26 protein-coding genes are annotated in these 24,580 nt (G+C 43.0%); 1 reads left to right on the top strand and 25 read right to left on the bottom strand.

Annotated features, from left to right (window positions below; all coding sequences use genetic code 11):
- Positions 1–14: 14 nt before the first annotated feature.
- From rnc to MHH40_RS02810, 11 genes are all read right to left on the bottom strand, one after another.
- A complete protein-coding gene (gene rnc, locus MHH40_RS02760) occupies positions 15–758 on the bottom strand; it encodes a ribonuclease III (RefSeq protein WP_003211549.1) in 744 nt (247 codons plus the stop codon).
- Between the two features lie 184 nt (positions 759–942).
- Positions 943–1,176: an acyl carrier protein gene (gene acpP / locus MHH40_RS02765; protein ID WP_003212028.1), complete on the bottom strand. Its 234-nt coding sequence runs from the start codon at positions 1,174–1,176 to the stop codon at positions 943–945.
- A gap of 81 nt (positions 1,177–1,257) precedes the next feature.
- On the bottom strand, positions 1,258–2,001 hold the full coding sequence (gene fabG / locus MHH40_RS02770) for a 3-oxoacyl-[acyl-carrier-protein] reductase (protein ID WP_050945057.1): 744 nt from the start codon (positions 1,999–2,001) through the stop codon (positions 1,258–1,260).
- The gene (gene fabD / locus MHH40_RS02775) at positions 2,001–2,945 is read right to left on the bottom strand and encodes an ACP S-malonyltransferase (protein ID WP_050945058.1); all 945 of its coding nucleotides are present in this window, start codon (positions 2,943–2,945) and stop codon (positions 2,001–2,003) included. The genes fabG and fabD overlap by 1 nt, the downstream gene beginning before the upstream one ends.
- Positions 2,946–2,960: 15 nt before the next feature.
- On the bottom strand, positions 2,961–3,959 hold the full coding sequence (gene plsX / locus MHH40_RS02780) for a phosphate acyltransferase PlsX (protein ID WP_003211133.1): 999 nt from the start codon (positions 3,957–3,959) through the stop codon (positions 2,961–2,963).
- 15 nt (positions 3,960–3,974) lie between these two features.
- Positions 3,975–4,541 carry a transcription factor FapR gene (fapR, locus tag MHH40_RS02785; RefSeq protein ID WP_003210820.1) on the bottom strand — a complete coding sequence of 189 codons (567 nt, stop codon included), beginning with the start codon at positions 4,539–4,541 and terminating at the stop codon, positions 3,975–3,977.
- A 112-nt stretch (positions 4,542–4,653) separates the two neighbouring features.
- Positions 4,654–6,702 (bottom strand): ATP-dependent DNA helicase RecG, encoded by a 2,049-nt coding sequence (gene recG / locus MHH40_RS02790; protein WP_050945059.1) that lies wholly within the window; start codon positions 6,700–6,702, stop codon positions 4,654–4,656.
- Entirely contained in the window at positions 6,680–7,582 is a 903-nt protein-coding gene (gene sdaAA, locus MHH40_RS02795) for an L-serine ammonia-lyase, iron-sulfur-dependent, subunit alpha (RefSeq protein ID WP_034620038.1), read from the bottom strand. The genes recG and sdaAA overlap by 23 nt, the downstream gene beginning before the upstream one ends.
- A gap of 20 nt (positions 7,583–7,602) precedes the next feature.
- Positions 7,603–8,265, bottom strand: coding sequence for an L-serine ammonia-lyase, iron-sulfur-dependent subunit beta (sdaAB, locus tag MHH40_RS02800; protein ID WP_003212160.1), 663 nt, complete (start codon positions 8,263–8,265; stop codon positions 7,603–7,605).
- 149 nt (positions 8,266–8,414) lie between these two features.
- Complete coding sequence (locus MHH40_RS02805; RefSeq protein WP_050945060.1) at positions 8,415–10,088, bottom strand: DAK2 domain-containing protein; 1,674 nt, start codon at positions 10,086–10,088, stop codon at positions 8,415–8,417.
- 15 nt (positions 10,089–10,103) lie between these two features.
- Complete coding sequence (locus MHH40_RS02810) at positions 10,104–10,466, bottom strand: Asp23/Gls24 family envelope stress response protein (RefSeq protein ID WP_003211680.1); 363 nt, start codon at positions 10,464–10,466, stop codon at positions 10,104–10,106.
- Positions 10,467–10,737: 271 nt separating this feature from the next.
- Here MHH40_RS02810 and rpmB point away from each other — a divergent pair, with 271 nt between their 5' ends.
- Positions 10,738–10,926, top strand: coding sequence for a 50S ribosomal protein L28 (rpmB, locus tag MHH40_RS02815; RefSeq protein WP_003212514.1), 189 nt, complete (start codon positions 10,738–10,740; stop codon positions 10,924–10,926).
- 69 nt (positions 10,927–10,995) lie between these two features.
- On the opposite strand, the gene spoVM is transcribed toward rpmB, so the two are convergent.
- The 14 genes from spoVM to gmk all read right to left on the bottom strand — a co-directional run bounded on the left by spoVM (position 10,996) and on the right by gmk (position 24,573).
- Positions 10,996–11,076, bottom strand: a complete 81-nt coding sequence (gene spoVM, locus MHH40_RS02820) for a stage V sporulation protein SpoVM (RefSeq protein ID WP_008354550.1) — start codon at positions 11,074–11,076, stop codon at positions 10,996–10,998.
- Positions 11,077–11,147: 71 nt separating this feature from the next.
- Entirely contained in the window at positions 11,148–11,792 is a 645-nt protein-coding gene (locus MHH40_RS02825) for a thiamine diphosphokinase (RefSeq protein WP_003210934.1), read from the bottom strand.
- Positions 11,793–11,852: 60 nt separating this feature from the next.
- Positions 11,853–12,503, bottom strand: coding sequence for a ribulose-phosphate 3-epimerase (gene rpe, locus MHH40_RS02830; RefSeq protein ID WP_050945061.1), 651 nt, complete (start codon positions 12,501–12,503; stop codon positions 11,853–11,855).
- Between the two features lie 3 nt (positions 12,504–12,506).
- Positions 12,507–13,403: a ribosome small subunit-dependent GTPase A gene (gene rsgA / locus MHH40_RS02835; RefSeq protein WP_050945062.1), complete on the bottom strand. Its 897-nt coding sequence runs from the start codon at positions 13,401–13,403 to the stop codon at positions 12,507–12,509.
- Between the two features lie 12 nt (positions 13,404–13,415).
- Complete coding sequence (pknB, locus tag MHH40_RS02840) at positions 13,416–15,371, bottom strand: Stk1 family PASTA domain-containing Ser/Thr kinase (RefSeq protein ID WP_003212486.1); 1,956 nt, start codon at positions 15,369–15,371, stop codon at positions 13,416–13,418.
- Positions 15,365–16,135 carry a Stp1/IreP family PP2C-type Ser/Thr phosphatase gene (locus MHH40_RS02845; protein WP_321998980.1) on the bottom strand — a complete coding sequence of 257 codons (771 nt, stop codon included), beginning with the start codon at positions 16,133–16,135 and terminating at the stop codon, positions 15,365–15,367. Before MHH40_RS02845 ends, pknB begins: the two co-directional genes overlap by 7 nt.
- A gap of 3 nt (positions 16,136–16,138) precedes the next feature.
- The gene (rlmN, locus tag MHH40_RS02850) at positions 16,139–17,221 is read right to left on the bottom strand and encodes a 23S rRNA (adenine(2503)-C(2))-methyltransferase RlmN (protein ID WP_003212089.1); all 1,083 of its coding nucleotides are present in this window, start codon (positions 17,219–17,221) and stop codon (positions 16,139–16,141) included.
- Positions 17,222–17,224: 3 nt separating this feature from the next.
- Positions 17,225–18,568 (bottom strand): 16S rRNA (cytosine(967)-C(5))-methyltransferase RsmB, encoded by a 1,344-nt coding sequence (gene rsmB / locus MHH40_RS02855; RefSeq protein WP_212045855.1) that lies wholly within the window; start codon positions 18,566–18,568, stop codon positions 17,225–17,227.
- The gene (fmt, locus tag MHH40_RS02860) at positions 18,555–19,508 is read right to left on the bottom strand and encodes a methionyl-tRNA formyltransferase (protein ID WP_050945065.1); all 954 of its coding nucleotides are present in this window, start codon (positions 19,506–19,508) and stop codon (positions 18,555–18,557) included. Before fmt ends, rsmB begins: the two co-directional genes overlap by 14 nt.
- Positions 19,509–19,513: 5 nt before the next feature.
- Entirely contained in the window at positions 19,514–19,996 is a 483-nt protein-coding gene (gene def / locus MHH40_RS02865) for a peptide deformylase (RefSeq protein WP_050945066.1), read from the bottom strand.
- A gap of 15 nt (positions 19,997–20,011) precedes the next feature.
- Positions 20,012–22,420, bottom strand: a complete 2,409-nt coding sequence (gene priA / locus MHH40_RS02870) for a primosomal protein N' (RefSeq protein WP_340900624.1) — start codon at positions 22,418–22,420, stop codon at positions 20,012–20,014.
- Positions 22,417–23,634, bottom strand: coding sequence for a bifunctional phosphopantothenoylcysteine decarboxylase/phosphopantothenate--cysteine ligase CoaBC (coaBC, locus tag MHH40_RS02875; RefSeq protein WP_065097254.1), 1,218 nt, complete (start codon positions 23,632–23,634; stop codon positions 22,417–22,419). The genes priA and coaBC overlap by 4 nt, the downstream gene beginning before the upstream one ends.
- A gap of 117 nt (positions 23,635–23,751) precedes the next feature.
- On the bottom strand, positions 23,752–23,955 hold the full coding sequence (gene rpoZ, locus MHH40_RS02880) for a DNA-directed RNA polymerase subunit omega (RefSeq protein WP_050945069.1): 204 nt from the start codon (positions 23,953–23,955) through the stop codon (positions 23,752–23,754).
- 3 nt (positions 23,956–23,958) lie between these two features.
- Positions 23,959–24,573 (bottom strand): guanylate kinase, encoded by a 615-nt coding sequence (gene gmk / locus MHH40_RS02885; protein WP_212045853.1) that lies wholly within the window; start codon positions 24,571–24,573, stop codon positions 23,959–23,961.
- Between the last annotated feature and the right edge of the window lie 7 nt (positions 24,574–24,580).

A 24,580-nucleotide genomic window follows, 5' to 3' on the forward strand; every position in this document is an offset into this window, starting at 1 on the left:
TGACGAGGGGGATTTTATTGGTTCATATGATGTTTCTGCAATTTAGCAAGTGCTTCCTGTGCAGCATGCTGTTCTGCTTCTTTTTTACTGCGGCCATTTCCAATTCCAAGCACTTCTCCGCGAAGGGAGACATTTGCTTCAAATTCCCGGTTGTGTGCTGGTCCTTTTTCATGCAGGATGTGGTATTCCAGTACACCTTTTCCATCGCGCTGAACGAATTCTTGCAGCTGGCTTTTAAAGTCCATGACATGCGAGAACGCTCCATCATTAATTTTCGGATAAACATAGGCTTCTAGGAATCGCTCCACTGGCTCAAGCCCTTGATCTAAATAAAGTGCCCCGATAAACGCCTCGAATACGTCCGCTAAAAGTGCTGGGCGTTTTCTCCCGCCGGTCATTTCTTCGCCTTTTCCTAAAAGAACAAGGTCTCCGAAGGACAGCTCATGTGCCAGAGACACAAGTGACGGTTCACATACGATCGCTGCTCTTAGTTTTGTTAAATCTCCCTCGCTCATCGCAGGATATTTCGCAAATAAGAATTGAGAGATGGTCAATTCTAAAACAGCATCTCCTAGAAATTCAAGTCTTTCATTATCCTCGTATGGCTTTTTCCGGTGTTCATTCACATAAGAGGAGTGCGTAAAGGCTTGATATAGAAGTTTTTCATTTTGAAAGTGTACAGAAATACGCTGCTGGAATTCTCTAAATTGCTCTAGTTTTTTGCTCTGTTTCTGTTTGTCTTTATATTGTTTTGGCATAGCAACCTCCAGGTAGGCTTAATCGCCTTTAAGGATACTGATTATATGGAGTCTCTCTTTCTACATGCAAGGAAACTTTGCTCCTTAGCATCTGAAAAAGGCTGACAATTGATCAGCTGAATATGTTGAAACTAACATAAATTTTGAAAGTCCCGTCATGAAAACAGACGGGACTTTGTTACGCTTATTGCTGGCTATTTATGTAGTTCACAGCGTCACCGACTGTTGCAATTTTTTCAGCATCTTCGTCAGAAATTTCCATATCGAACTCATCTTCAAGTTCCATAACTAGCTCAACTACATCAAGGGAATCAGCGCCTAAATCTTCTTTAAATGAAGCTTCCATTTTCACGTCAGCCTCATCAACGCCAAGGCGGTCTACAATAATTTTTGATACACGCTCTAATACGTCTGCCATTGCCTTTCACCTCCCCTCAAAGTATTATAGTTGATTCGTTTTTAAAAAACTAGAGAAAACCTAATGAAATTTTGATATTTCTTAGGACATGACCATTCCGCCATCTACTTGGATGGTTTGGCCTGTAATATAACCTGCTCCTTCTGAAGCTAAAAAGACAACAACGTTGCTAATATCTTCAGGTGCACCAAAGCGTGCAAGCGGGATCTGCTTAAGCATTTCAGTTTGTACATTCTCATCAAGCTTGTCTGTCATATCTGTAGAAATAAAGCCTGGTGCTACTGCATTGACTGTAATATGACGAGTTGCCAGCTCTTTTGCTGTTGTTTTCGTTAATCCGATGACACCAGCTTTTGCTGCAACATAGTTTGCTTGTCCAGGATTTCCACATACGCCAACCACTGAAGCCAAGTTGATGATTCTTCCGCTGCGCTGTTTCATCATTTGACGTGTCACAGCTTTTGTACAGTTAAAGACACCTTTTAAGTTTATGTTAATGACGTCATCCCATTCATTTTCTTTCATTCTCATGAGCAGGTTATCCTTTGTGATCCCTGCATTATTGACAAGAATGTCAATTGAACCAAATGTGTCAATCGCTTGTTTCATGAGCGATTGTACTTCTTCAGCATTTGAAACATCAGCTTTAACGGCAAATGCCTGCTGGCCAAGTGCTTTGATTTCGTCTACGACTTCATTTGCTTTTGCTTCGTTTCCAGAATAGTTGACGACAACATTTGCACCATTCTTTGCTAAATCGATCGCAATAGAACGGCCAATCCCGCGTGATGCACCTGTTACAACGGCTGTTTTATTTGTAAGCATCAAGAATCCTCCTTCAATGTTTCAATGGCTGCTTCAATTGTTTCCTGATCTGAAACTGAAATAGTTATCAGGCGGCGATTGACCTTTTTCACAAGACCTGAAAGCACTTTGCCTGGGCCAATTTCAATAAACGTTGTCACGCCTAAATCAATCAGACGTTCTACACTTTCTTCAAATCGAACAGGAGAATACAATTGTTCAATGAGCTTTGTTTCAATAGCATCACGAGATGTAACGATGTCTGCTGTGACATTTGAGATCACTGGTGTTTTGGCATCTGTAATGTTTAGCTTTGACAGAACATCTGTGAATTTTTCAGCGGCTGGTTTCATTAAGGCAGAATGGAAAGGTCCACTCACTTCAAGGGCAATCGCACGTTTTGCGCCTTTTTCTTTCGCTTTCTCTGAAGCGAGTTCAACCCCTTTTGCTGTACCAGAGATCACGATTTGACCAGGACAGTTTAAGTTAGCGAGTTCTACAAGATGACCACTCTCTGTCACTTCTTTTGTCACTTCTAAAAGCGCAGCTTGATCTAAGCCAAGGATCGCTGCCATAGCGCCTTCTCCTGCTGGAACAGCTTCGTTCATTAATTCGCCGCGCTTTCTCACTGCATAGACAGCATCTTGAAACGAAAGTGCGCCTGCCGCAACGAGGGCCGTATATTCACCAAGGCTATGTCCTGCTGCGTAATCTGCTTTGATTCCGCTCTCTTCAAATTTCTTTAAGATGGCGATACTTGTCGTTAAAAGAGCTGGCTGCGCGTTATAAGTGAGCGTCAGCTCTTCTGCATCTCCTTCAAAAATCATTGAAGATAAGTCAAAACCGAGGGTCTTGTCTGCTTCTTCAAATACAGCTTTAGATACTTCTTCTTGGTCAAATAAATCTTTTCCCATGCCAATTTTTTGAGAGCCTTGGCCAGGGAATAAAAATGCGATTTTAGTCATGCTGCTATACCTCCATTAAGACTCGTTCGTGGTTTCTTTTTGGACCTCTTGATGAATGATGGCTGAAACGTCTTTTTCTACGATATCACGTGCCTGACGAATGGCATGAAAAATGGCGTTTTCATCAGAGGAACCGTGCGCTTTAATGACAGGTGCCTTTAAACCAAATAAAGCGGCACCGCCATATTCGGAGTAATCCATTTTAGACTTCATCTGCATCAATTTCGGCTTCATCATGCCAGCCGCTATTTTTGCTGTGAAGCTGGATGTTAATGTTTCTTTCAGCATTTTAAAGACAGAAAGAGCTGTGCCTTCAATCGTTTTCAGGGCGATATTTCCTGTGAAACCATCTGTGACAACGACATCAGCTACACCTTCTAGTAAATCACGAGACTCCACATTTCCTACGAAATTCAAATTTGATGCTTTCAATAATTCAAAGGTTTTTTTTGTGAGATCGTTGCCTTTTTTATCTTCTGTTCCTACATTTAACAATCCTACACGCGGATTGCTCTTTGGAAAAACACGCTCTGCGTAAATTGAACCCATCATCGCATATTGCACAAGGTGTTCTGGTTTGGCATCAACGTTTGCACCGACATCTAGTAATAAAAACCCGCTGCCATCAAGTGTTGGCAGTGTTGGAGCAAGTGCCGGTCTATCGATGCCATCAATTCTTCCTACGATAAACAGTCCTGCTGTCATGAGTGCGCCAGTGTTTCCTGCTGAAATACAAGCATCTGCTCGTCCTTCGGATACTTCTTGCGCCATTTTCACCATAGATGAATCCTTTTTACGTCTAACTGCACGCACTGGTTCATCTGTCGGTTCAATGACTTCTTTTGCATCTAAAATCGTGATGCGCTCGTTATTTGTTATGTATGGTTTGATTTTATTTTCATCGCCGACAAGTGTAATCTCGATATCTGAAAATGCCGTTAAGCTTTTTTGCACACCGTCAATAATGGCTTTAGGGGCATGGTCTCCCCCCATTGCATCGACTGCAATTCTCATATTACGTGCCACCTTTTACTTTTGTTTTGAGCGATACATGACGAAGTCACCTGAGAAGACAACTTCCTCACCGACATAGCTGTTTACTTCAACTACAGTTCTGCCTTTTTCTTTATCATGCGAGGCTACTTTGGCTTTTGAGACAACTCGTTCGCCTTGTTTAACCTGCCTTGTAAATTTAATATTCGCTTTTGCTGTTAAAGCCAGTTCATCGTCAATGACCGCTACTGCAAGCGAATTTGCCTGGGCGAAGAGATGATGTCCCCTGGCAATTTGATTTCGGCTAAATACATGCTCTTTTCTCACTTCTAAAATGGAAATGGCTTGGTCATCAAGCTCTACATCAATCATTTCTCCAATCACTTCATCCAGCGGAAGTGACTTCACTTCATCCTCTAATGTCTTTTCGGCCACATGCTTAATTCTTTCGCGTAATTCAGGAATTGACAGTTCCAAACGATCAAGACGAACCGTTTGAATGCTTACACCGAATTTACTTGCCAATTCTTCATCAGTAATGAACGGAGTCGAGCTGATCGTTTGCTGGAGAAGCTTTTGACGTTCTTTTTTATTTAGTTTCATATGCAGACACCATCCGTACATTTATGACTAGGTACTAATAGTAGTATATAATCTCATAGATGATAAATCAATCCTTGTTTCAAAAAGACAAGAAAATTCCTCCAGCGCTTGATCAGCTTAATTTATCTCCGCCCAGCACCCCGCTGTCTACAAGTGTTTGCCGAAGTTCTTTGTATTCGGGATCTGTCCAAAATGCATCTGATTGCACAAGTTCTGCCGCATCTTTTCTAGCAGTTTCCAGTGCTCTGTAGTCATGAACCATATCTGCTACTTTAAATTCAGGCATTCCGCTTTGTTTTTTACCGAAGAAATCACCGGGTCCTCTTAGCTCTAAGTCCTTTTCAGACAGCTCAAAGCCGTCGGTTGTTTCGGACATAATCCTCATCCGCTCTTTCCCGGTTTCCGATTTTGGATCCGCCATTAAAACACAAAATGATTGATGCTCTCCGCGTCCAACCCGGCCTCTGAGCTGATGAAGCTGAGACAGTCCGAAACGGTCTGCATCGTAAATGACCATGATGGTCGCATTCGGCACGTTGACACCCACTTCAACGACTGTGGTTGAAACGAGAATTTGTACTTCATTTGCTGTAAAGTCTCTCATCACCTGATCTTTTTCATCACTCGCCAGTTTCCCGTGCATTAAGCCGATCGACCACTTACCGCGGTATGCCTCTGTCAGCATGCTGTGGACATCAATCGCATTTTGGACATCCAGCTTGTCCGATTCTTCTATGAGTGGACAAATAATATATGCCTGTCTTCCTTTTTTTAGCTCTTTATCTACAAATGCAAGAATCCTCTCAAGCATGTCATGCTTGACCCAATACGTTTCGATCTGTTTTCTGCCGGCTGGTAATTCATCAATGACGGAAACGTCCATTTCTCCAAAAACAGTGATCGCAAGTGTGCGCGGAATAGGTGTGGCAGTCATGAATAAGACATCTGGGTCCTGCCCTTTACTTCTTAGTTTTTTCCTTTGTTCGACGCCAAACCGGTGCTGCTCATCTGTGATCACAAGACCGAGCTGCTGAAATTCGACTTCGTCTTGGATGAGCGCATGCGTTCCGACTAATATATCAATCTCGCCCTCTTTTAGACGTTCTAGCAATTCTCTGCGGCGCTTTCCTTTCACAGAGCTTGTTAGTAGAGCGATATTTAGTCCCCATTTTTCAAACAGCTGATAAAGGGAATCTGCATGCTGCTCTGCCAAAATCTCTGTTGGAACCATTAATGCACCTTGATAGCCGGATAAATGAGCGGCATATAGTGCAATAGCTGCAACAGCAGTTTTCCCTGAACCTACATCCCCTTGCAGCAGACGGTTCATCCGGTACGGGGACGCCATATCAGACATAATTTCATCAAGCACTCTTGATTGTGCCTTTGTCAGCGGAAATGGCAGACTGTGAACAAACTCAAAAACAGCGTCTTTAGAAAACGGATGCTGGATGCCCGATGTTTTTTCTCGTTCTTTCTTTCTGATGGCCTGCATCTTCAGCTGGAAAATAAGAAATTCTTCGTACACAAAGCGGCGTCTTGCTTGCTTGAGCGAGTCTCTTGTTTCTGGCAGGTGAATGGTTTTTAATGCTTCCTGATAGGACATGAGTTTATAGGTAGAGACAAGCTGCTTTGGCAGTGGATCTTCAGCTTTATCTACATAAAGTGACAAGGCTTGTTTGACAAAACGCCTCATCATTTTCACGGTTACATTTTCTTTTACTGAATAAACAGGCTCTATACTGCCATCTTGCTCGTGCGTCCCTTTTTTAAATTCCTGCACCATGATCGATTGACGGTTTTTATCCCATTTGCCAGTGACGGATACCGTATCACCTAACACAAGGCTTCGTTTTAAATAAGGACGATTGAAGCAAATTGCTGTGATGAGAAAACGCCCGACAAGCAGCCTGAATGTCAGCCTGCTTCGTTTTTTTCCATAATAGGTGAGGACGGGCTCACTGTGCACTTTTCCTTCAACTGTGACACGTTCGTCATGCTTTACTTCTTCTAAGTTACGAAGCTCATAGTCGTCATATCGATAAGGAAAGTAGCCAAGTAAATCGGCTACTGTGTGAATTCCAAGTTCATTGAGTGTTTTTTCGGTTTCTTCTCCAATCCCCTTAAGGACTGAGACATTATCTTGCAGTTTCTGTATCACGAGATGGGGTCACACCTCCGAAAATCTTCTTTTCAAGCTCTCTTGCTGTCGGTGTCGCAGCAAGTCCGCCTTGTGCTGTTTCGCGAAGTGCCGTTGGCATGGTTTGGCCGATTTTATACATCGCATCAATGACTTCATCACATGGGATACGGCTTGTGATGCCGGCAAGTGCCATATCTGCTGCAATCATCGCATTTGATGCACCCATGGCGTTTCGTTTTACGCACGGTACCTCAACAAGTCCAGCTACTGGGTCACAAACAAGTCCAAGCATATTTTTCAGTGTAATCGCCATTGCTTCAGCAGATTGCTGAGGTGTACCGCCTGCCATTTCGACAATGGCTGCTGCCGCCATCCCTGATGCTGAGCCTACCTCAGCCTGACAGCCGCCTGCTGCACCAGAGATGCTCGCATTATTGGCCACAACAAAACCAAATGCGCCAGAAGTGAATAGGAATCTGACCATTTGTTCCTTTGTTGGCTTTAATGTTTGTTTTACTGCAAATAACGTACCTGGCACAACACCTGCTGAGCCTGCTGTAGGCGTTGCACAGATCGTCCCCATTGCGGCATTGACTTCATTTGTTGCCACTGCCTTACTAACAGCATCTAATATCGTATGACCAGACAATGTTTTGCCTGATGCGATATACGCTTGAAGTTTGACCGCATCTCCGCCTGTTAAACCGGATAATGATTTCACACCTTTTAGCCCGTTTTCTACGGCTTGTTCCATCACTTCTAAGTTGCGGTACATCTGGGAGAAAATATCTTCACGCGATTTCCCTGTTACTTCCATTTCTTGCGTAATCATGATTTCTGAAATGGAGGTATTCCGTTCTTCTGTTAGCTGCACGAGTTCTTTGACGTTTTTAAACATCATTCATAACCTCCTTGTTGTTACTCTGCAATTTGTGTGACTTGAATAATGTTTGGCAGTGTTTCAAGTTCTGATAAGGCAGCTGGGTCAATATTTTGATCCACTTCGATGGTCATCAGAGCCTCTTGCCCGACATCTTTACGCGCCACTTCCATATGACCGATGTTGATGGCGAATTTCGCTAACACGTTGGCGACTGCCGCAATCGTGCCGTAGCGATCGTTATGAACCACAAGAATGGCAGGATGATTTCCTGAAAGTCTGAGCTCAAAGCCATTCAGTTCAGTAATTTCGATTTTACCACCGCCGATGGAAATCCCGATTAATTCAAGGCTTCCGTTCGCATCTGATATCTCTACTTTTGCTGTATTCGGATGCGCTGGTACCGCATCTTCTTCTTTAAATTCAATGTCGATCCCTTTGCTTTTTGCAATATCGATCGCTGTTTTGATGCGTTCATCAAATGTATCAAAGTCAAGAACGCCGCCGATCATGGCGACATCTGTACCATGTCCTTTATACGTATCTTTAAAAGAGCCATAAAATGAAACGACAATTCGCTTCGGTTCTCTTCCAAATAAGCTGCGAGCCACTCTTCCTATTCGAGCCGCACCCGCTGTGTGCGAACTTGATGGACCAATCATGACGGGTCCAATAATATCAAACACACTTCTAAATTTCATAGGTCTTCCCCTCTCATAACCACTCACATATTGGTTTGGTTCTTTCTTTAGACTAATGGATTCAATCGTTTCCCGCAACTCATTTCACCGTTGAATCGTTAGTAAAAAATTGCAAAAGAAGAAGAAGGGCTTTATTTGCCCTTCTTTCGTTATTCGACAGCCAAAATATATGAATAAAGCGGCTGTTTTCCATCGTGGACTTCAACTTCTATATCTTCAAATGTTTCTTCAATAAAGGCTTCTAACTCATCCATCTCTTCAGATGATGCATCTTCCCCTTTAATGATCGTAACAATCTCATCATCTTCTGTCACCATTTTGGTCAAAAGTTCTTTTGCTGCATCTAATTGATTTTTCGCAGTTAGGGTGATTTTTCCGTTAAAGAGACCCATATAATCTCCTTTGGCAATGTCGATTCCATCAATTTGGGTATCTCTCACCGCAAAGGTAATTTGGCCGCTTTTCACGTGGTCAATCGCTTCTAGCATCGCCGCTTCGTTGTCTTCATTTGAAGCTGCTTCATTGAGAGAAAGAAGTGCCGACATTCCTTGAGGAACGGTCTTCGTTGGAATGACAACAACCTCACGACTCGAGACAGTTGCCGCCTGTTTCGCTGCCATGACAATATTAGAATTATTAGGTAAGATAAAGACGGTTTCGGCATGTACGCTTTCAATTGCTGTGACAATGTCTTCTGTACTTGGGTTCATCGTCTGTCCGCCTTCAATGACGACGGAAGCTCCGATACTTTTAAACAAGTCAGCAATTCCTTCTCCCATTGCGACACTGACGACTCCAAAGCGCTGTTTTTCAGCAGCAGGTGCCTTTGGTGCAGCGGGCGCATGTTCTTTTTCTTCGTTCACAATCGAGCTATGCTGCTCTCTCATGTTTTCAATTTTCATATTGATCAGGCTGCCGTAGCGCTGTGCATAGGATAAGACATCTCCAGGCTGCTCTGCATGAATATGAACTTTCGCCAGCGTTTCATCAGATACCACAAGAAGTGAATCTCCGAATTCGCTTAAGTCTTCTCTGAAGGCATTCTCATCAAAGGACTGTTTCTCTTCTTCAAATTTCACCATAAATTCAGTACAATAACCAAATTCAATATCTTCAGTGTTCATATGGCTTTGTGCACTTTTATGATGCTCTGCACTGACAAGTTCTTTTAACGTTGGCAAAGAGGCCGCTTTCAGATGGAGGTCCTCTCCTCTTAATGAAGCAAGGAAACCTTCATATACGCAGAGAAGTCCCTTACCTCCACTATCGACAACGCCTACTTCTTTTAAAACAGGAAGCAGATCTGGCGTTCGATCAAGTGATGCTCTCGCTTCCTCAATCGTTAACTCAAGAACGCGATCAATGTCTTTTTCTGTTACTGAAACAGCAACCGCTTTCTTTGCTGCATCCTTTGCGACCGTTAAGATGGTCCCTTCAATCGGCTTCATCACGGCTTTATAGGCTGTATCGACACCTGCCTGTAAGGCAAGGGCAAATTCTTTGGCGTCAATCGTCTCTTTTTGTTCTATATTTTTACTGAAACCTCTAAAGAGCTGTGATAGGATGACGCCTGAGTTTCCTCTTGCGCCCATCAATAGCCCTTTTGACAAGGCCACGCCGACCTTCCCAATATGATCGGTATTTGTTTCTTCAACTGCTTTTGCCCCTGAAGTCATTGACAAATTCATATTTGTCCCCGTGTCTCCGTCTGGCACTGGAAAAACATTTAACGCATCCACAATTTGTGCGTTTTGAGAAAGATGGTGAGCACCTGCAAGAATCATTTTTGCAAATGAGCGGCCATCAAGATTTCTAATAGACAATATATTTCCTCCTTACTACGGGTTCGTAACTCTTACTCCTTGTACATAAATGTTGACCGAATCAACAGAAAGTCCAACTGTGTGAGAAATCGTATATTTGACTTTCGTTTGAACATTATGTGCGACTTCTGATATTTTTGTACCGTAGCTGACGATGATGTACATATCAATATGAATGCGGTCTTCTTTTTGACGCACAAGAACACCCCGGCTGAAGTTCTCTTTACGGAGAATATCCGTCAAGCCGTCCTTGATTTGATTTTTGGACGCCATCCCAACAATACCATAGCAATCGATCGCAGCGCCTCCTGCCACCATTGCAATGACTTCATTTGATATATCAATTTGTCCGTATTTCGTTCTAAGTTCAATGGACACATTGGTTCCCCCTTTTTGAGAAATTGCCCTGAGTTATCACTATTTTACTATAAGACCCTTCTTTTTAAAAGAAATCATTCAATCCGACCCAATCCTACTTATACTATAGCCTTGATTTTTTATCAAGATGTCAAGGTATTTTTCTTGAAAGAGGAGTAAACAATCCTTGCAAACCCCTTGAAGCTGTGGTAAATTATTAAAGTATCTTGAGGCATCTCTAAGTACGTATATGAAGAATATGATGATGTTTTCGCAGTTAGGAGGGAAACAAATGGCACGTAAATGCGTTATTACAGGCAGAAAAACAAAAGCTGGGAACAATCGTTCTCACGCAATGAACTCTACAAAACGTACATGGGGCGCGAACCTTCAAAAAGTTCGTATTCTAGTGGACGGTAAGCCTAAAAGAGTATATGTATCAGCTCGAGCTTTGAAATCTGGTAAAGTTGAGCGTGTATAAGCAAGAGTAAACGCCTGCTACAATAACTTGTAGCAGGCGTTTTTATGTGGAAATAAAGGAGATTACTCATTAATCTTTCTTAAATGAACCAAGCATCGCACGGACAATGCCGCCAAGAAATCTAGGCAGTTTGATTGTATAAAATTTCATTTTGTCCCCCTCCTAAAAGTACCGCTTGCAGCACAATTGAGCTTAATCAGCCATCCACATTGATAGGTTGGTCAATCTTTGCTTCTTACCATTATTAATATGCCTTCATGAAAAGAAAAAGTACCATTTGAGTGGATGAGTTCGTTACTAATACATAGTGTGGAACCAGGCTCAATATGACAATTTTTCAGAGGATATTTGAAACCTTTTAACGTCAGCTTTTCAACCGGTGTTCCAAAGGGTAAAAACGATACATATTTTTTATCCTGATCTTCTTTTATTTCGTATGTACCAGGTTCAAACATTTGAATGATATTTTGTTTGTCTACAAGGGTGATATTCTGCTTGTGCTGAATCCCTTTGTAAAGAAGATGGATATTTCCTAGAAAATGATCCGCCCTTCCTCCTGTAATACCATAGATGTAAATATGTGCTGGGTGCTGACTTAGTGCCCAGTTCAGTGCAAGCTCTAAATCAGTTTCATCCTTTTCAGCTTGAAATACATTCAGAGCAGGCAATTTCTCTTTCAGCTCTCGAAGCTCTTTTTCTGTCACACTGTCAAAATCACCAAAGGCTTTGGCAGGGGTAATACCGTGCTCTAGTAAGAAGAGGGTTCCACGGTCTACGCCAATCCAGAGAACATCCTCCTGTGATGCTTCACGTTCAAGTGGCGGGATGTATTCAAAAGGACCGCCGGCTACGATATGTATGTGCATGATACACGCTCCTCTCCATGTAAAAAGAACCAAAGATCACAATGACTTTGGTTCCTTCCTTTACGCTTCTCGAATTGCCTGGATCGCTGCTGCGCGGTTTTCTTTACCATATACCGCAGAGCCCGCTACTAGTAAATTAGCGCCTGCTTCTTTGCAACTCTTTGCAGTCTCTACATTGACACCGCCGTCTATTTCTATTAGTAAATCGGTTAAGCCCTTTTGTTCACTCAGTGCTTTTACTTCTTTTACCTTCGTGAGGACAGATGGAATAAATGCCTGTCCCCCAAAACCAGGGTTCACTGTCATGAATAACACAAGGTCCACATCTTCTAATACATGCTCAATGTGAGAAACAGGTGTGTGCGGATTCAAGACGACCCCTGCTTTTACACCTTGTTCTTTCATATGTTGTATTGTTCGGTGTAAGTGCGGACAAGCTTCCACATGAACAGAGATAATATCAGCGCCTGCTTTTGCGAATGCAGGAATATACCGATCTGGCTGCTCAATCATTAAGTGAACATCAAGCGGCAGACGCGTATGCGGTCTGATCGCTTCAACGACATTTGGCCCAAATGTCATATTCGGAACAAAATGACCGTCCATGACATCGATGTGAATGTAATCTGCACCGCCTTGTTCCACATCACGGATATCTTTCTCCAAATTGGCAAAATCGGCCGATAAAATGGAAGGGGCAATATAAACCATGATTTAGTACCTCGGCTTTCTGTCTTTGATTTCAGTTAAAAACTCTAAATAATGCTGATAGCGATATTCTTTGATTTGATCATGCTCGACCGCATCTTTTATCGCACAGCCAGGCTCTTTCACATGCAAGCAGCCTCGAAATTTGCAATCTGCACTCCGGTCTCTAATGTCTAAAAAGTATAGACCTAGATCTTCTGCTTCGATGCCAGTAAATTCGAGCGAGCTAAAGCCCGGAGTATCTGCAATGAGCCCGTCTGCTGTTCGAATGAGTTCGACATGTCTTGTCGTATGCTTTCCTCGTCCGAGATGGGATGAGATATCATCTGTTTTCAGCGCCAATTCAGGACTCATCGCATTTAAAAGGGAGGACTTGCCTACACCAGACTGACCGGCAAATACCGTGATTTTATTGTGAAAATGCGGGGTCAGCTTCTCAATGCCATCTCCTTCAATCGTAGAGGTTAAATGAACCTCATAACCAATTTGCCGATAGTCGTCTGCATATGCCTTGATCGTTTCACGCTCTTCGTCTGTTTTCAATAAGTCAATTTTAGTGATACAGATAATCGGCTCAATATGATTGGCTTCTACAAGCACTAAAAATCTGTCTAAAAGTGAGGTGCTAAAGGCTGGTTCTGCCGCTGAGAAAACAAGTACCGCTTGATCAACGTTACTAATAGGCGGACGAACAAGTTCGTTTGTCCGTTCTTTTACTTCTAATAAGTAGCCTTCTTTATCATTGTCTGCTTGATACACGACGTAATCGCCAACAAGAGGTGTAATTTTGTTTTTTCGAAAGATGCCTCTCGCTCTGCACTGAACTACTTTTCCACTCTCTTGCGACTCATCCAGCACATAGTAGAATCCGCTTAATGCTTTAATAATTTTGCCCTCAGGCATAAAGTCCCTCCTTTATTCATCATCAGGGTATTCGATCGTTTTCGAGCTGACGACTTTATCATCAACCGTCACTTGATAATATCCTTTTTGACCTGGTTCAATCTTAAATTTAATGGTCCGTTCAGTCGGCGCAGTGATTTTAAAGCTTTCGTATGAATCAGAGATGCTATGCTCCGCATCATCAATGGAAATTTGGACATTCATCTCCTGCCCTTCCGCTTCTGGTTCATAAGGGATCTCAATCTTTTCAGTTACCGTTTTAGCTGGTTTTTCCTTCGGTCCAAGAGAGAATGTAATCTTGACCGTATCACCTGGTTTAACAGCCGTTCCTGCTCCTGGTTCCTGCTTCATGACCTCGCCTTTTGGCACATCGTCAGAATGCGCTTCTTTTTCATCGAGCTTTAAGCCGTTATCCTCTAAATAATTCGATGCCGCTTGCTTACTATACGTCGTTAAATCACGTAATGTAATATCGGCAGGACCTATGCTGACAGTCAACGTGACTTCTTCATCTGCTGCTACAAGCTCAGTATTCGCGGAAGGACTCTGTTCCATGACAATCCCAGACTCGGTGTCATTATCATTCACTTCCTCCACAACGACCTGTTTAAATCCTTTTTTCTCTAATATTTCTTTTGCTTTATCGACCTTTTCGCCTGTAACATCAGGTAATTCGGTCTTTTCCTTGCCAGTACTTTCGTAAAGCTGAATCTCTGTTCCTTCTTTGACCTTTGTGCCGATTTTCGGGTCTGTTTTGACGACGAGACCTTTTTCAATTTTCTCATCAGCGATCTCTATTGACTCCGAAGCGACGGTAAACCCAGCTTTCTTTAAGGTATCTTCTGCTTTTTCAACCGTCATGCCAGATACATCTGTGACTTCCACATCTTTTGGAAAAAGCAGCCCCGGAAACACAGTGATGGCTAAAATTGACGCAGCAGTCAATATAAATAAGATGGATGCCACAATCCATGGCCATTTTTTTCGTTTCTTTTTCGGCTTTTGTTTTTCTTTTTTCTTCGGTTTTTGAGCCGGATGGACGGCTGTTTTTTCATTGTCTTGATCGATTTGATGATCTTGAATGATTGGGATTGCTTTCGTTGCTTCATGGTCTTCTTCAATAACAAAGCGTTTTTCTTTTAATCTGGCTGGATCGAAAGCGGTTTTTAAGTCTTTTTGCATTTCAGATGCATCTTCATATCGATAAAATGGATCTTTGGCCATCGCCTTTAAAATGATGTTTTCCACGCTTTGTGGAACAGAAGGATTCCATCTTCTCACAGATGGTGGCTCTGATTGCAAATGCTTCAGTGCAACACTGACAGCCGATTCTCCTTCAAATGGCATGCGTCCTGAGATGAGTTCATAGAGCACAATCCCAAGTGAATAGATGTCTGATTTTTTCGTTGCAAGACCCCCGCGTGCTTGTTCTGGAGACAAGTAGTGCACGGAGCCTAGGACAGAATTTGTATGGGTAATGGTCGCTGAGCTGAGTGCCATGGCAATCCCAAAATCAGTGACTTTGATGTTCCCCATATTGTCTATTAATATATTGTGAGGCTTAATGTCTCGGTGGACGAGCTGTTTCGCATGGGCTTCTTCCATCGCCGCAACGACTTGCTCCATGATGCGAACGGCTTCTTTCGGATGAAGCGGGCCATTGGCGTGTATGTATTCTTTCAGCGTCATCCCTTCGACATATTCCATGACAATATAATAAATGTCATCTTCTTCCCCAACATCGTAGATGCTGACAATATTCGAATGATCTAAGCTTGCAGCTGACTGCGCTTCCCGCCGGAAACGTCTAATAAAATCATCATCGCTCGCAAAGTCAAACCGCAAAATTTTAATCGCTACTTCGCGATCTAAAATCATATCCTCCGCCAAATAGACGTTGGCCATTCCGCCTCCGCCTATGACGCGAAGAATCTGATAACGGCCGCTGATCCTTTTTCCGATCAACACTTGCTGTCACCCTCCTCTGGCTGGGAGGAGATTTCTAACAGTACTGCTGTAATGTTATCTTCACCGCCGTTGTCATTCGCTGTTTGTATTAACTCTGTTACTTTTTCCTCTGGTGCGGTCGTTTGCGTTAATATATGAGTCAAATTCTCTTCTTCTACTTTATTCGATAGACCATCTGAGCAAAGCAGGATTTGATCTCCTGGGTCCACTTCAAAAGTACGTGCATCAATTTGAACACGTTTATCTGTTCCTAATGCTTTCGTGAGCACATTTTTTCTTGGATGATATTCTGCATCCGCTTTTGAAATTTCACCTGTTTTCACAAGCTCATTTACGAGTGAATGATCATCTGTTAATTGGGTCAGCACTCCTTCTCTTAGCAGGTAGCAGCGGCTGTCTCCAATATGCGCAATTGTGACCGTTTGCAAATGAACGAGCGCGCATACAATAGTCGTCCCCATTCCTTGGCACTCCTCATTGTTTTGCGCATGTTCATAAACTTGGTCATTAATGTCACTGATTTTAGAGATTAACCAGCTTTCTTGATCGGCTGGCTTTTCTGGAATTGAAGATGTTTCTTCCCAGTATTCTTTTAAAGAAGAGACTGCCATCTTGCTGGCGACATCACCAGCAAGATGACCTCCCATGCCGTCTGCTACAACAGCGAGAAGTGAATCTTCTTTTGCTTCAAAAATACCTGCATCATCTTCATTATGCTGACGGACTTTTCCTGTATCGGTAAGAAAGGCTGCCCTTATCAACATTCGTCACCTCGTCTCTTCCTGACGCTCCTTCGCTCTTAGCTGACCGCAAGCAGCATCAATGTCATGGCCTTGCTCTCGTCTAATCGTTACGTTTACGCCTCGTTCTTTTAGCGTTTTTTCAAATAGGAAGATTTGTTCTCTAGGTGTTCTCACATAATCTCTCTCTGGTACATAGTTCACCGGAATGAGGTTCACGTGGCACTTGATTCCTTTTAATAGGTCTGCAAGTTCTTCTGCATGGTGAACTTGATCATTTACTCCGCCAAACAGGCCGTATTCAAAGCTGACACGTCTACCCGTCTTTTGAATGTAGTATTCGATGGCTTCCATTAATTTTGGCAGCTTATATGCCTTATTGATCGGCATTAGGCGGCTTCTGATCTCTGTGTTCGGTGCGTGCAATGACACAGCAAAGTTGATTTGCATTTGCTCATCAGCGAATTGATAGATCTTTGGAATGATTCCGCTTGTCGAAACCGTAATATGGCGTGCACCAATATTTAAGCCATGATCATGGTTGATGATTTTAAGGAAAGCAAGCATTTCTTCAAAGTTATCAAACGGTTCGCCAATTCCCATGATGACAACAGAGCTGACTCTCTCGTCTGTTTCGTCAAGTGCCTGCTGTACTTTTAATACTTGTGCAACGATTTCTCCGGCTTCAAGGTTTCGTTTTAAACCGCCGAGTGTAGATGCACAGAATGTACAGCCAATTCTACAGCCAACCTGCGTTGTCACACAGACAGAGTTTCCATATTCATGACGCATAAGAACTGTTTCAATTGTATAACCATCATGCAGTTCAAATAAAAACTTGATCGTTCCGTCTTGAGACGTTTGTTTGATCACGGTTTTTAATGTTGTGATTGTAAATTGATCTTTTAATTTTTCTCTTAAATCTTTGGAGAGGTTAGACATTTCATCAAAGGATGTCACACGTTTCTCATAAAGCCACTCAAAAATTTGAGCTGCGCGGAAAGGCTTTTCGTCTTGTTCTTTTAACCATTCTTTCATTTCGTGAAGCTCAAATGAATAGATCGACGGCATATCTGTTTTCAGTTCTTTTCTTACTTTTTGTTCTGTCATTTTTTATCCCTTCTTTCTCATGCTGCAAATAAAGAAACCATCTGTTCCGAAATAATGAGGAAGAATTTGCACACTTCCGTTTTGAACAAACGGAGCAACCTGCTCAGGCAGCCGTTCATTAAGAGATAGATCGGGTTCGAAGTCTTGGTGTTCTTGTAAAAACGCATGAATCACTTGTTGATTTTCTGTTGGGTCCATTGTACATGTACTATATACAAGGGTTCCGCCAGGCTTTAAAAGCGGAGCTGTTTCTTTTAAGATTGCCTGCTGAATTGAAGCAAGCCTTGCTGAGTCTTCTGGAGACTTTGTATATTTCATATCTGGTTTTCGTCTAATGACGCCAAAACCAGAACACGGCGCATCAATCAGAATCCGGTCAAATGAAGCTTCGCTGTAATCGTCTTTTGCCTTCCTTGCATCAAGCGCTTTTGCCTCGATCTGAGTAAGGTTCAGACGTTTTGCTGCTTGTTTGATGAGTTTCACTTTGTGTTCGTGCAAATCAAGTGAAACAATTTGTCCTTCGTCGTTCATACGCTCTGCGATATGTGTTGATTTTCCGCCTGGAGCCGCACAGGCGTCAAGCACAGCTTCTCCCGGCTGAGGGTCTAGTGCTCTTGCGACAAGCATTGAGCTTTCATCTTGAATGGTCACATAGCCTTCTTGAAAAGAAGGGGTTGAAACGATGGACCCTTTCATCAGCTTAAGTGCATCTTCTGATAAATCGCCAAGCTCCGTTTCAATTCCGGCATCCAGCAGTTCTTGCTGCAGTGCTGCGCGGTCCGTTTTCATTCGATTGACACGAAGGGTTTGCTTTGGCGGTACTAAATGAATGCGGCACATGCTTTCTGCCGCTTCAAATCCGTACGACTGAACCCATTCCTGCACGAGCCATAATGGGTGGCTTGTCTCAATCGAAAGCCGCTTGACTGGATCTTTGATGTCATCAAAAGCCGGAACGCCTTCTCTTTGCACGGATCGAAGAACGCCGTTCACAAGTGAAGAAATGCCCTTGTGCCCTCTCTTTTTCGTTAGCTCAACCGCTTCATGGATGGCTGCACGATCTGGAATCTTTTCAAGGTAGACCATTTGATAAAGAGACATCCGCAAAAGCTGCATGACCCACGGAGCCACCTTTTGCGGTTTTTTCACAAATGGTGCCAGCATATAATCTAATGCCAGCTTGTTTTGCAGTGTACCGTACACAAGCTCTGTTAAGAGCGGTTTGTCCTGATCGGCCAAGTCTTTGTCTTTCATAACTGACTGCAAAAGCAAATTACTGTAAGCTTGGTTTTGTTCGAGTTTGATTAAAGCGTCCAGCGCTACTTCTCTTACATTACTTTTCTTCATTCATTAACCCTAATTTCTGTCCCATTTCGATATTTGCGCCTCTTAGGAAGTCTTCGCCGCTCATCTTTTTCTTACCAGCTGGCTGCACACCTGTTAATAAAAGGCCTTGTTTATTCCCAGTTCCAATGACTGGTCCTTCTTTTTGAAGCTCAATCACTTTCCCAGGTTCTTCTTGCGCTTCGAGTGGAACTTTTTTCGCTTCCCATACTTTTAGATGAGCCCCGTTCCATTCAGTATAGGCAACTGGCCACGGATTTAAGCCGCGAACTTGGTTGTAAAGCTCTTCTCCGGTCTTTGTCCAGTCTAACCTTTCCTGCTCTCGCTTTATATTAGGTGCATACGTTGCCGCTTCTTCATTTTGCGGAATTGGAGAAATAGATCCGCTCAGAACATTCGGCACAGTATCTTTCAATAGTGCGGCGCCTGCTACACTTAATTTATCATGTAATGTACCGACATTGTCTAATTCGTCGATTTCCACTTCTACTTTACTGATCATGTCCCCTGCATCGAGCCGTTCCACCATGTACATGATCGTGACGCCTGTTTTCTTTTTGCCTTGAAGGATCGCATAATGGATCGGCGCGCCCCCTCTTAGTTCTGGCAGCAGCGAGGCATGTACATTGATACAGCCGAACTGAGGTTCATCTAGTAATCGTTTTGGTAGAATTTGTCCAAATGCCGCCGTGACAATTAAATCTGGCTTTAAGGCAAGCACTTTATCAATTTCTTCATCAAGGCGTACCTTTTCAGGCTGCAAGACCGGAATGCCGTGCTTTAAGGCTTCCACTTTCACAGGAGGCGGCGTGAGTACTCGTTTTCTGCCTTTCGGGCGATCTGGCTGCGTGACGACCCCGACAACTTCGTATCCTTCTGTTATAAGTGTCTGCAGCACAGGTACTGAGAAATCAGGGGTTCCCATAAATACAATACGTGCCATTTTCTTCACCCTTCCATTTCCGCAAGTTCTTTTTCTGTATAGGTTTGAATGATTTTCGACGTGAATAATATCCCGTCTAAGTGATCAATTTCGTGCAATAAGGCTCTTGCTAAAAATCCTTCTGCTTCTATTGTAAATGGTTTGCCTTTCTTATCAAAGGCTTTTACCTTCACATAGCTCGGTCTTTCTACTGTGCCGTATAAAGATGGAAAGCTCAGGCAGCCTTCAATATCTGTTTGACTTCCTTTCACTTCAAGAACCTCGGGATTTACTAAATCAATTCTGCCCGTTTCTTCTCCGATATCGACAACAGCAATTCTTTGTGAAATGCCGATTTGTGGTGCTGCTAGTCCGACTCCATCTAGCTCAAGCATTGTATCATACATATCATCAAGCAGTTTTTTGAGCTTTTTATCGAACGTATCGACAGGCTCTGCCTTTTGTTCGAGTACTTCTGCCGGATGCATGACTATTGGTTTGACTGCCACTTAAAGCCCTCCGTTTTACATCATCATATATGGATTCATATCTATTGAAATCATCAATTGTTTTTGTTCCATTTCCTTTTGATAATGATCTTGTATTTTCCGTAGTAAACTTGCCAGTTCATTTTCCCTTTTGTATTTTATCACGCATTGATATCGATATCTATCTTTGATCTTAGCGATTGGTGATGCAGCCGGACCAAGAATTCTTGTATTCGGGGCACAGTTCATTTTTAGGAACTGAACAATTTGATCCGTGACATGCGCTGCCTTCGTCACTTCCTCATGTGATACTGTCACCATCGCCAAAAAGTAATACGGCGGATAGGACTGGTGGCGGCGATGCAGCATCTCCTGTTCATAAAAGGCTTCGTAGTCATGCTGCTTCGTTAATTCAATACTATAGTGAGAAGGCGTATACGATTGAATGATCACAGAGCCCGCTTTTTCATGTCGTCCTGCCCTGCCGCTGACCTGCGTGAGAAGCTGAAATGTTTTTTCACTTGAACGGAAATCAGGGATATGAAGAGACGTATCCGCACTTAGAACACCAACAAGTGTGACATCTGGGAAATCTAGCCCTTTTGCAATCATCTGCGTCCCGAGCAAAATATCTGCTTCTTTATTGCCAAAAGATGTGAGGAGCTTTTCATGAGCACCTTTACGAGACGTTGTATCTACATCCATTCGGATGACTCTTGCCTCTGGCAGTACTTTTGCCAGCTCTTCTTCTACACGCTGTGTACCCGTACCAAAATAGCGAATATGCTCACTATGGCATTCTGGACATTCAGCTGGCACCGGTGCCTCGTGACCGCAATAATGGCATTTCAGCCGTTTTTGATAGCGGTGATAGGTGAGAGAAATTTCGCAATGAGGACATTGCTCCACATATCCGCAATCACGGCACATCACAAAGGATGAATAGCCCCTTTTATTCAGAAATAAGACGGCTTGTTCTTTTCTTTCAAGCACTTCCTTTAATCTGAGCATTAATTCTTCTGAAAACATGGACCTGTTGCCATTTCTCAATTCTTCTCTCATATCAATTAACGAAACGTGCGGCAGCTGCTGCTGGTTGACTCGGTTTTTGAGCGTCAGCAATGTAAACACGCCTTTTTTGGCACGCGCGTAGGTTTCAAGTGAAGGAGTTGCACTACCTAAAACAACTGGGCATCGATGCCTTTTGGCTCGTTCAATGGCGACGTCCTTGGCATGATAACGAGGCATTTCCTCTTGTTTATAAGAAGATTCATGCTCTTCATCTATGATAATCATGCCTAGATTTTCAAATGGTGCGAAAACAGCCGATCTCGCGCCCACGACAAGTTTGACTTCCTTGCGGTGGATTTTCCGCCATTCATCATATTTTTCCCCTGTCGATAAGCCGCTGTGAAGTACAGCCACATTTGAACCGAATCGTTCTTTAAACCGCTGAACCATTTGAGGGGTTAACGAGATTTCTGGAACGAGGACGATCGCTTCTTTTCCTTTTTGTAGGGCATGATCAATCGTCTGCAAGTATATTTCCGTTTTACCGCTTCCTGTCACCCCGTGCAGCAGAAAGGTTTCATGCCGGTCATCACTGACTGCTTGATGTATATGTTTTGCCGCTTCTGCTTGTTCTGGCATAAGGTCAAGTGAAGCAGAAGGTGTAAATGCCCGGTCACGATAAGGATCCCGGTAGACCTCTTCATAGCTTTCTGTTAGCAGCCCTTCTTGAATAAAGGTTTTAAGCGTTTGAGAACTCGCGCCTGTTTGCTGCTGCAAGTCTTTCGCTAAAAAGGTCGTCTCACTCGCTTGAAGCAAAAAGGAGAGCAGAGCCTTTTGTTTCACCGCATTTTTTTTCAGCTGCTGCTGTTTTTCTTCAAGCTTATCTTTTGATGCAGCTAGTTGGAGCGTGCGCACTTTTTTCTTTCCAGATTTTTGCGAGACGTGATACCTTACCTCTAGATGACCTTTTTGGACATGCTTTTGAATCTGTTTTAGTTGTTCGGCTGGGATGTCAGCGTAAAGAATGCTATCTCGCTGACCGAAAAGCTCTTTCAATGACTGCGGAAGTTCTTCATCTGACAGCACTTGAATTTCTTTTTCATACTTCGCCTTCATGGCTGCAGGCAGCATCGATTGAAGTGCCGTAATGTGATAGGACAATGTTTTTTCCGTCAGCCAGTGGGAAAGCTCCAATAGCTCATCTGTCAGAACAGGTGATAAATCAAATAAATCGACAATGTCCTTTATGCTTCCTGTTTTTACGTCTGTTTCTTCTTTGACTTTTGTCACAAACCCTTGAATCTTCCTCGGGCCAAAGGGAACGACCACCCTCATTCCCGCTTTGACGAGATCTTTGAATCGATCTGGTACACGGTAATCGAATGGCCGGTCAATGGCTTTCGTTGTGACATCTACGATGACTTCAGCAATCATGCGCGATCACGCTCTTTTGGCAACAGCTGTTTTGCCTCCTTTAAGATTTCAAAAGCGAGGTCTTTTTTGCTCATCATTGGCAGTTCTGTTGTTGTACCATCTGCTTTGATGATTGCTGCTACATTTGTGTCTGTGCCAAAGCCTGCACCTTCTTTTGTGACATTGTTGGCCACAATCATATCTAAATGCTTGGATTCGATTTTCTTTTTCGCATAATATTCTACATCCTGCGTTTCAGCTGCAAAACCGACAAGCACTTGATGCTCTTTTCTTTTCCCCAGCTCTTTTAAAATATCTTTTGTCCGGGTGAATTCAATTTCTAAGCCGCCGTCCTGTTTTTTCATTTTATGAGGATATGAGGTCACAGGGGTATAGTCGGCGACTGCTGCTGATTTAATGACAAGGTCCGCTTCCTCGTACACAGCTAATGCGGCTTGATACATGTCCTCTGCCGATTCAACGTGCACCACATGTACATGATTAGGTGCCGTTAAAGAAACAGGTCCTGAAATAAGCGTGACATCAGCCCCCATTTGCTGCGCAGCCTCTGCAATCGCATAGCCCATTTTTCCAGACGATCGATTTGTAAAGAAACGCACAGGATCGATGACTTCTCGTGTAGGACCTGCTGTCACCACGACTTTTTTACCTGAAAGCGGTAAGTTTTTTGGCTCTTCGAAAAAAGCACGGATGTGCTCAACTATTTTTTCAGGCTCCTCTAATCGCCCTTTTCCAATATAGCCACAGGCTAAATAACCTTCACTCGGTTCAATAAACCGGTAGCCGTCCTCATATAATGTGCGAATGTTCCGCTTTACAGCCGGGTGATCATACATATGCACATTCATAGCTGGCGCGATCCATACAGGAGCAGTTGAAGCAAGTAAGGTCGTCGTGAGCATATCATCTGCAAGCCCTGCCGCCATTTTACCAATCGTATGTGCTGTTGCAGGGGCAACAAGAATGAGATCGGCCCAGTCAGCTACGTCAATATGCGCAATGACTTTTGGATTGTTTTCTTTAAATGTATCCACATACACCTCATGTCGAGACAGAGCTTGGAAGGTAAGCGGAGACACAAACTCACGAGCAGATTCCGTCATAATCACTCTTACATTTGCGCCCGCCTGTACGAGTTTACTAGTAAGTGCAGCTGCTTTATATACGGCGATTCCTCCGCTGACGCCGAGCAAAATATTTTTTGACTGTAACATTTGTTTGTCCCCCTTAACGGCCTTTTTCACAAATTCGTCTACAATTCAAAAAAGTCAAAACCAATCATAGTTTTGACTTTTTTGAACGTATCGTATCTGCATAGCAGAAGCGATGTGTTATACTTGATCCTCTTTTTCAAATGTCAAAAGACCGGCATCGATTTCTTCAAGTGCTTTACCTACAAATTTGTAAGATTTCGTATTTTCGATTTGCTGATCTTGGTGGATCTGCATTTCACGTGCACGGCGTGCAGATACTGTCACAAGTGTGTATTTTGAATCAAGTTTGTTCATCAATGAGTCAATTGAAGGATCTAACATAGTTTATTCTACCCCCAGCATTTTTTTATATCTTGGTGCGACTCTGTCTCTGCGCAGGTGTTCTGCAAGGACGATCGCTTTGATTCTTTCACAAGCAAGCTCGACATCATCGTTTTCCACGACATAGTCGTAAGCATCCATCATTTCAATCTCTTCTTTTGCAGCAGCCATTCGATTTCGAATGAGCTCCTCAGACTCTGTACCACGTGTAATGATGCGGTTCTGAAGTTCTGAAAGACTAGGCGGTGCAAGGAAAATAAAAAGACCTTCTGGGAATGCTTCTCTTACTTGAAGTGCACCTTGCACTTCGATTTCAAGGAAAACATCTTTTCCTTCGCTTAATGTCTGTTCTACATAGTCAACAGGCGTGCCGTAGTAATTCCCGACATACTCTGCCCATTCTAACAGCTTTTTGTTTTCAATCATATGTTCAAATTCTTCCCTGGATTTAAAGAAATAATCGACACCATTTCTTTCACCTTCACGCGGTTTACGTGTTGTCACAGAAATTGAGTATTCAAATCTCGTATCTTCCTGGGAGAAAATGGCTTGTCTGACCGTTCCTTTTCCAACTCCCGAAGGTCCAGAGAGAACGATTAAAAGTCCTCTTTCTTTCATAATGGCG

Origin of the sequence: Bacillus sp. FSL K6-2431, from assembly GCF_038005165.1 — a bacterium.
In the GTDB taxonomy this organism is placed as follows: Bacteria; Bacillota; Bacilli; order Bacillales; family Bacillaceae; genus Bacillus; species Bacillus pumilus.

Coding starts and splice junctions, on each gene's coding strand:
- rnc (WP_003211549.1), bottom strand. CDS start 758: ATGCCAAAACAATATAAAGACAAACAGAAACAGAGCAAAAAACTAGAG.
- acpP (WP_003212028.1), bottom strand. CDS start 1,176: ATGGCAGACGTATTAGAGCGTGTATCAAAAATTATTGTAGACCGCCTT.
- fabG (WP_050945057.1), bottom strand. CDS start 2,001: ATGCTTACAAATAAAACAGCCGTTGTAACAGGTGCATCACGCGGGATT.
- fabD (WP_050945058.1), bottom strand. CDS start 2,945: ATGACTAAAATCGCATTTTTATTCCCTGGCCAAGGCTCTCAAAAAATT.
- plsX (WP_003211133.1), bottom strand. CDS start 3,959: ATGAGAATTGCAGTCGATGCAATGGGGGGAGACCATGCCCCTAAAGCC.
- fapR (WP_003210820.1), bottom strand. CDS start 4,541: ATGAAACTAAATAAAAAAGAACGTCAAAAGCTTCTCCAGCAAACGATC.
- sdaAA (WP_034620038.1), bottom strand. CDS start 7,582: ATGTTTAAAAACGTCAAAGAACTCGTGCAGCTAACAGAAGAACGGAAT.
- sdaAB (WP_003212160.1), bottom strand. CDS start 8,265: ATGAAATTTAGAAGTGTGTTTGATATTATTGGACCCGTCATGATTGGT.
- rpmB (WP_003212514.1), top strand. CDS start 10,738: ATGGCACGTAAATGCGTTATTACAGGCAGAAAAACAAAAGCTGGGAAC.
- spoVM (WP_008354550.1), bottom strand. CDS start 11,076: ATGAAATTTTATACAATCAAACTGCCTAGATTTCTTGGCGGCATTGTC.
- MHH40_RS02825 (WP_003210934.1), bottom strand. CDS start 11,792: ATGCACATACATATCGTAGCCGGCGGTCCTTTTGAATACATCCCGCCA.
- rpe (WP_050945061.1), bottom strand. CDS start 12,503: ATGGTTTATATTGCCCCTTCCATTTTATCGGCCGATTTTGCCAATTTG.
- rsgA (WP_050945062.1), bottom strand. CDS start 13,403: ATGCCTGAGGGCAAAATTATTAAAGCATTAAGCGGATTCTACTATGTG.
- MHH40_RS02845 (WP_321998980.1), bottom strand. CDS start 16,135: ATGTTGATAAGGGCAGCCTTTCTTACCGATACAGGAAAAGTCCGTCAG.
- rlmN (WP_003212089.1), bottom strand. CDS start 17,221: ATGACAGAACAAAAAGTAAGAAAAGAACTGAAAACAGATATGCCGTCG.
- rsmB (WP_212045855.1), bottom strand. CDS start 18,568: ATGAAGAAAAGTAATGTAAGAGAAGTAGCGCTGGACGCTTTAATCAAA.
- fmt (WP_050945065.1), bottom strand. CDS start 19,508: ATGGCACGTATTGTATTTATGGGAACCCCTGATTTCTCAGTACCTGTG.
- priA (WP_340900624.1), bottom strand. CDS start 22,420: ATGATTGCTGAAGTCATCGTAGATGTCACAACGAAAGCCATTGACCGG.
- coaBC (WP_065097254.1), bottom strand. CDS start 23,634: ATGTTACAGTCAAAAAATATTTTGCTCGGCGTCAGCGGAGGAATCGCC.
- rpoZ (WP_050945069.1), bottom strand. CDS start 23,955: ATGTTAGATCCTTCAATTGACTCATTGATGAACAAACTTGATTCAAAA.
- gmk (WP_212045853.1), bottom strand. CDS start 24,573: ATGAAAGAAAGAGGACTTTTAATCGTTCTCTCTGGACCTTCGGGAGTT.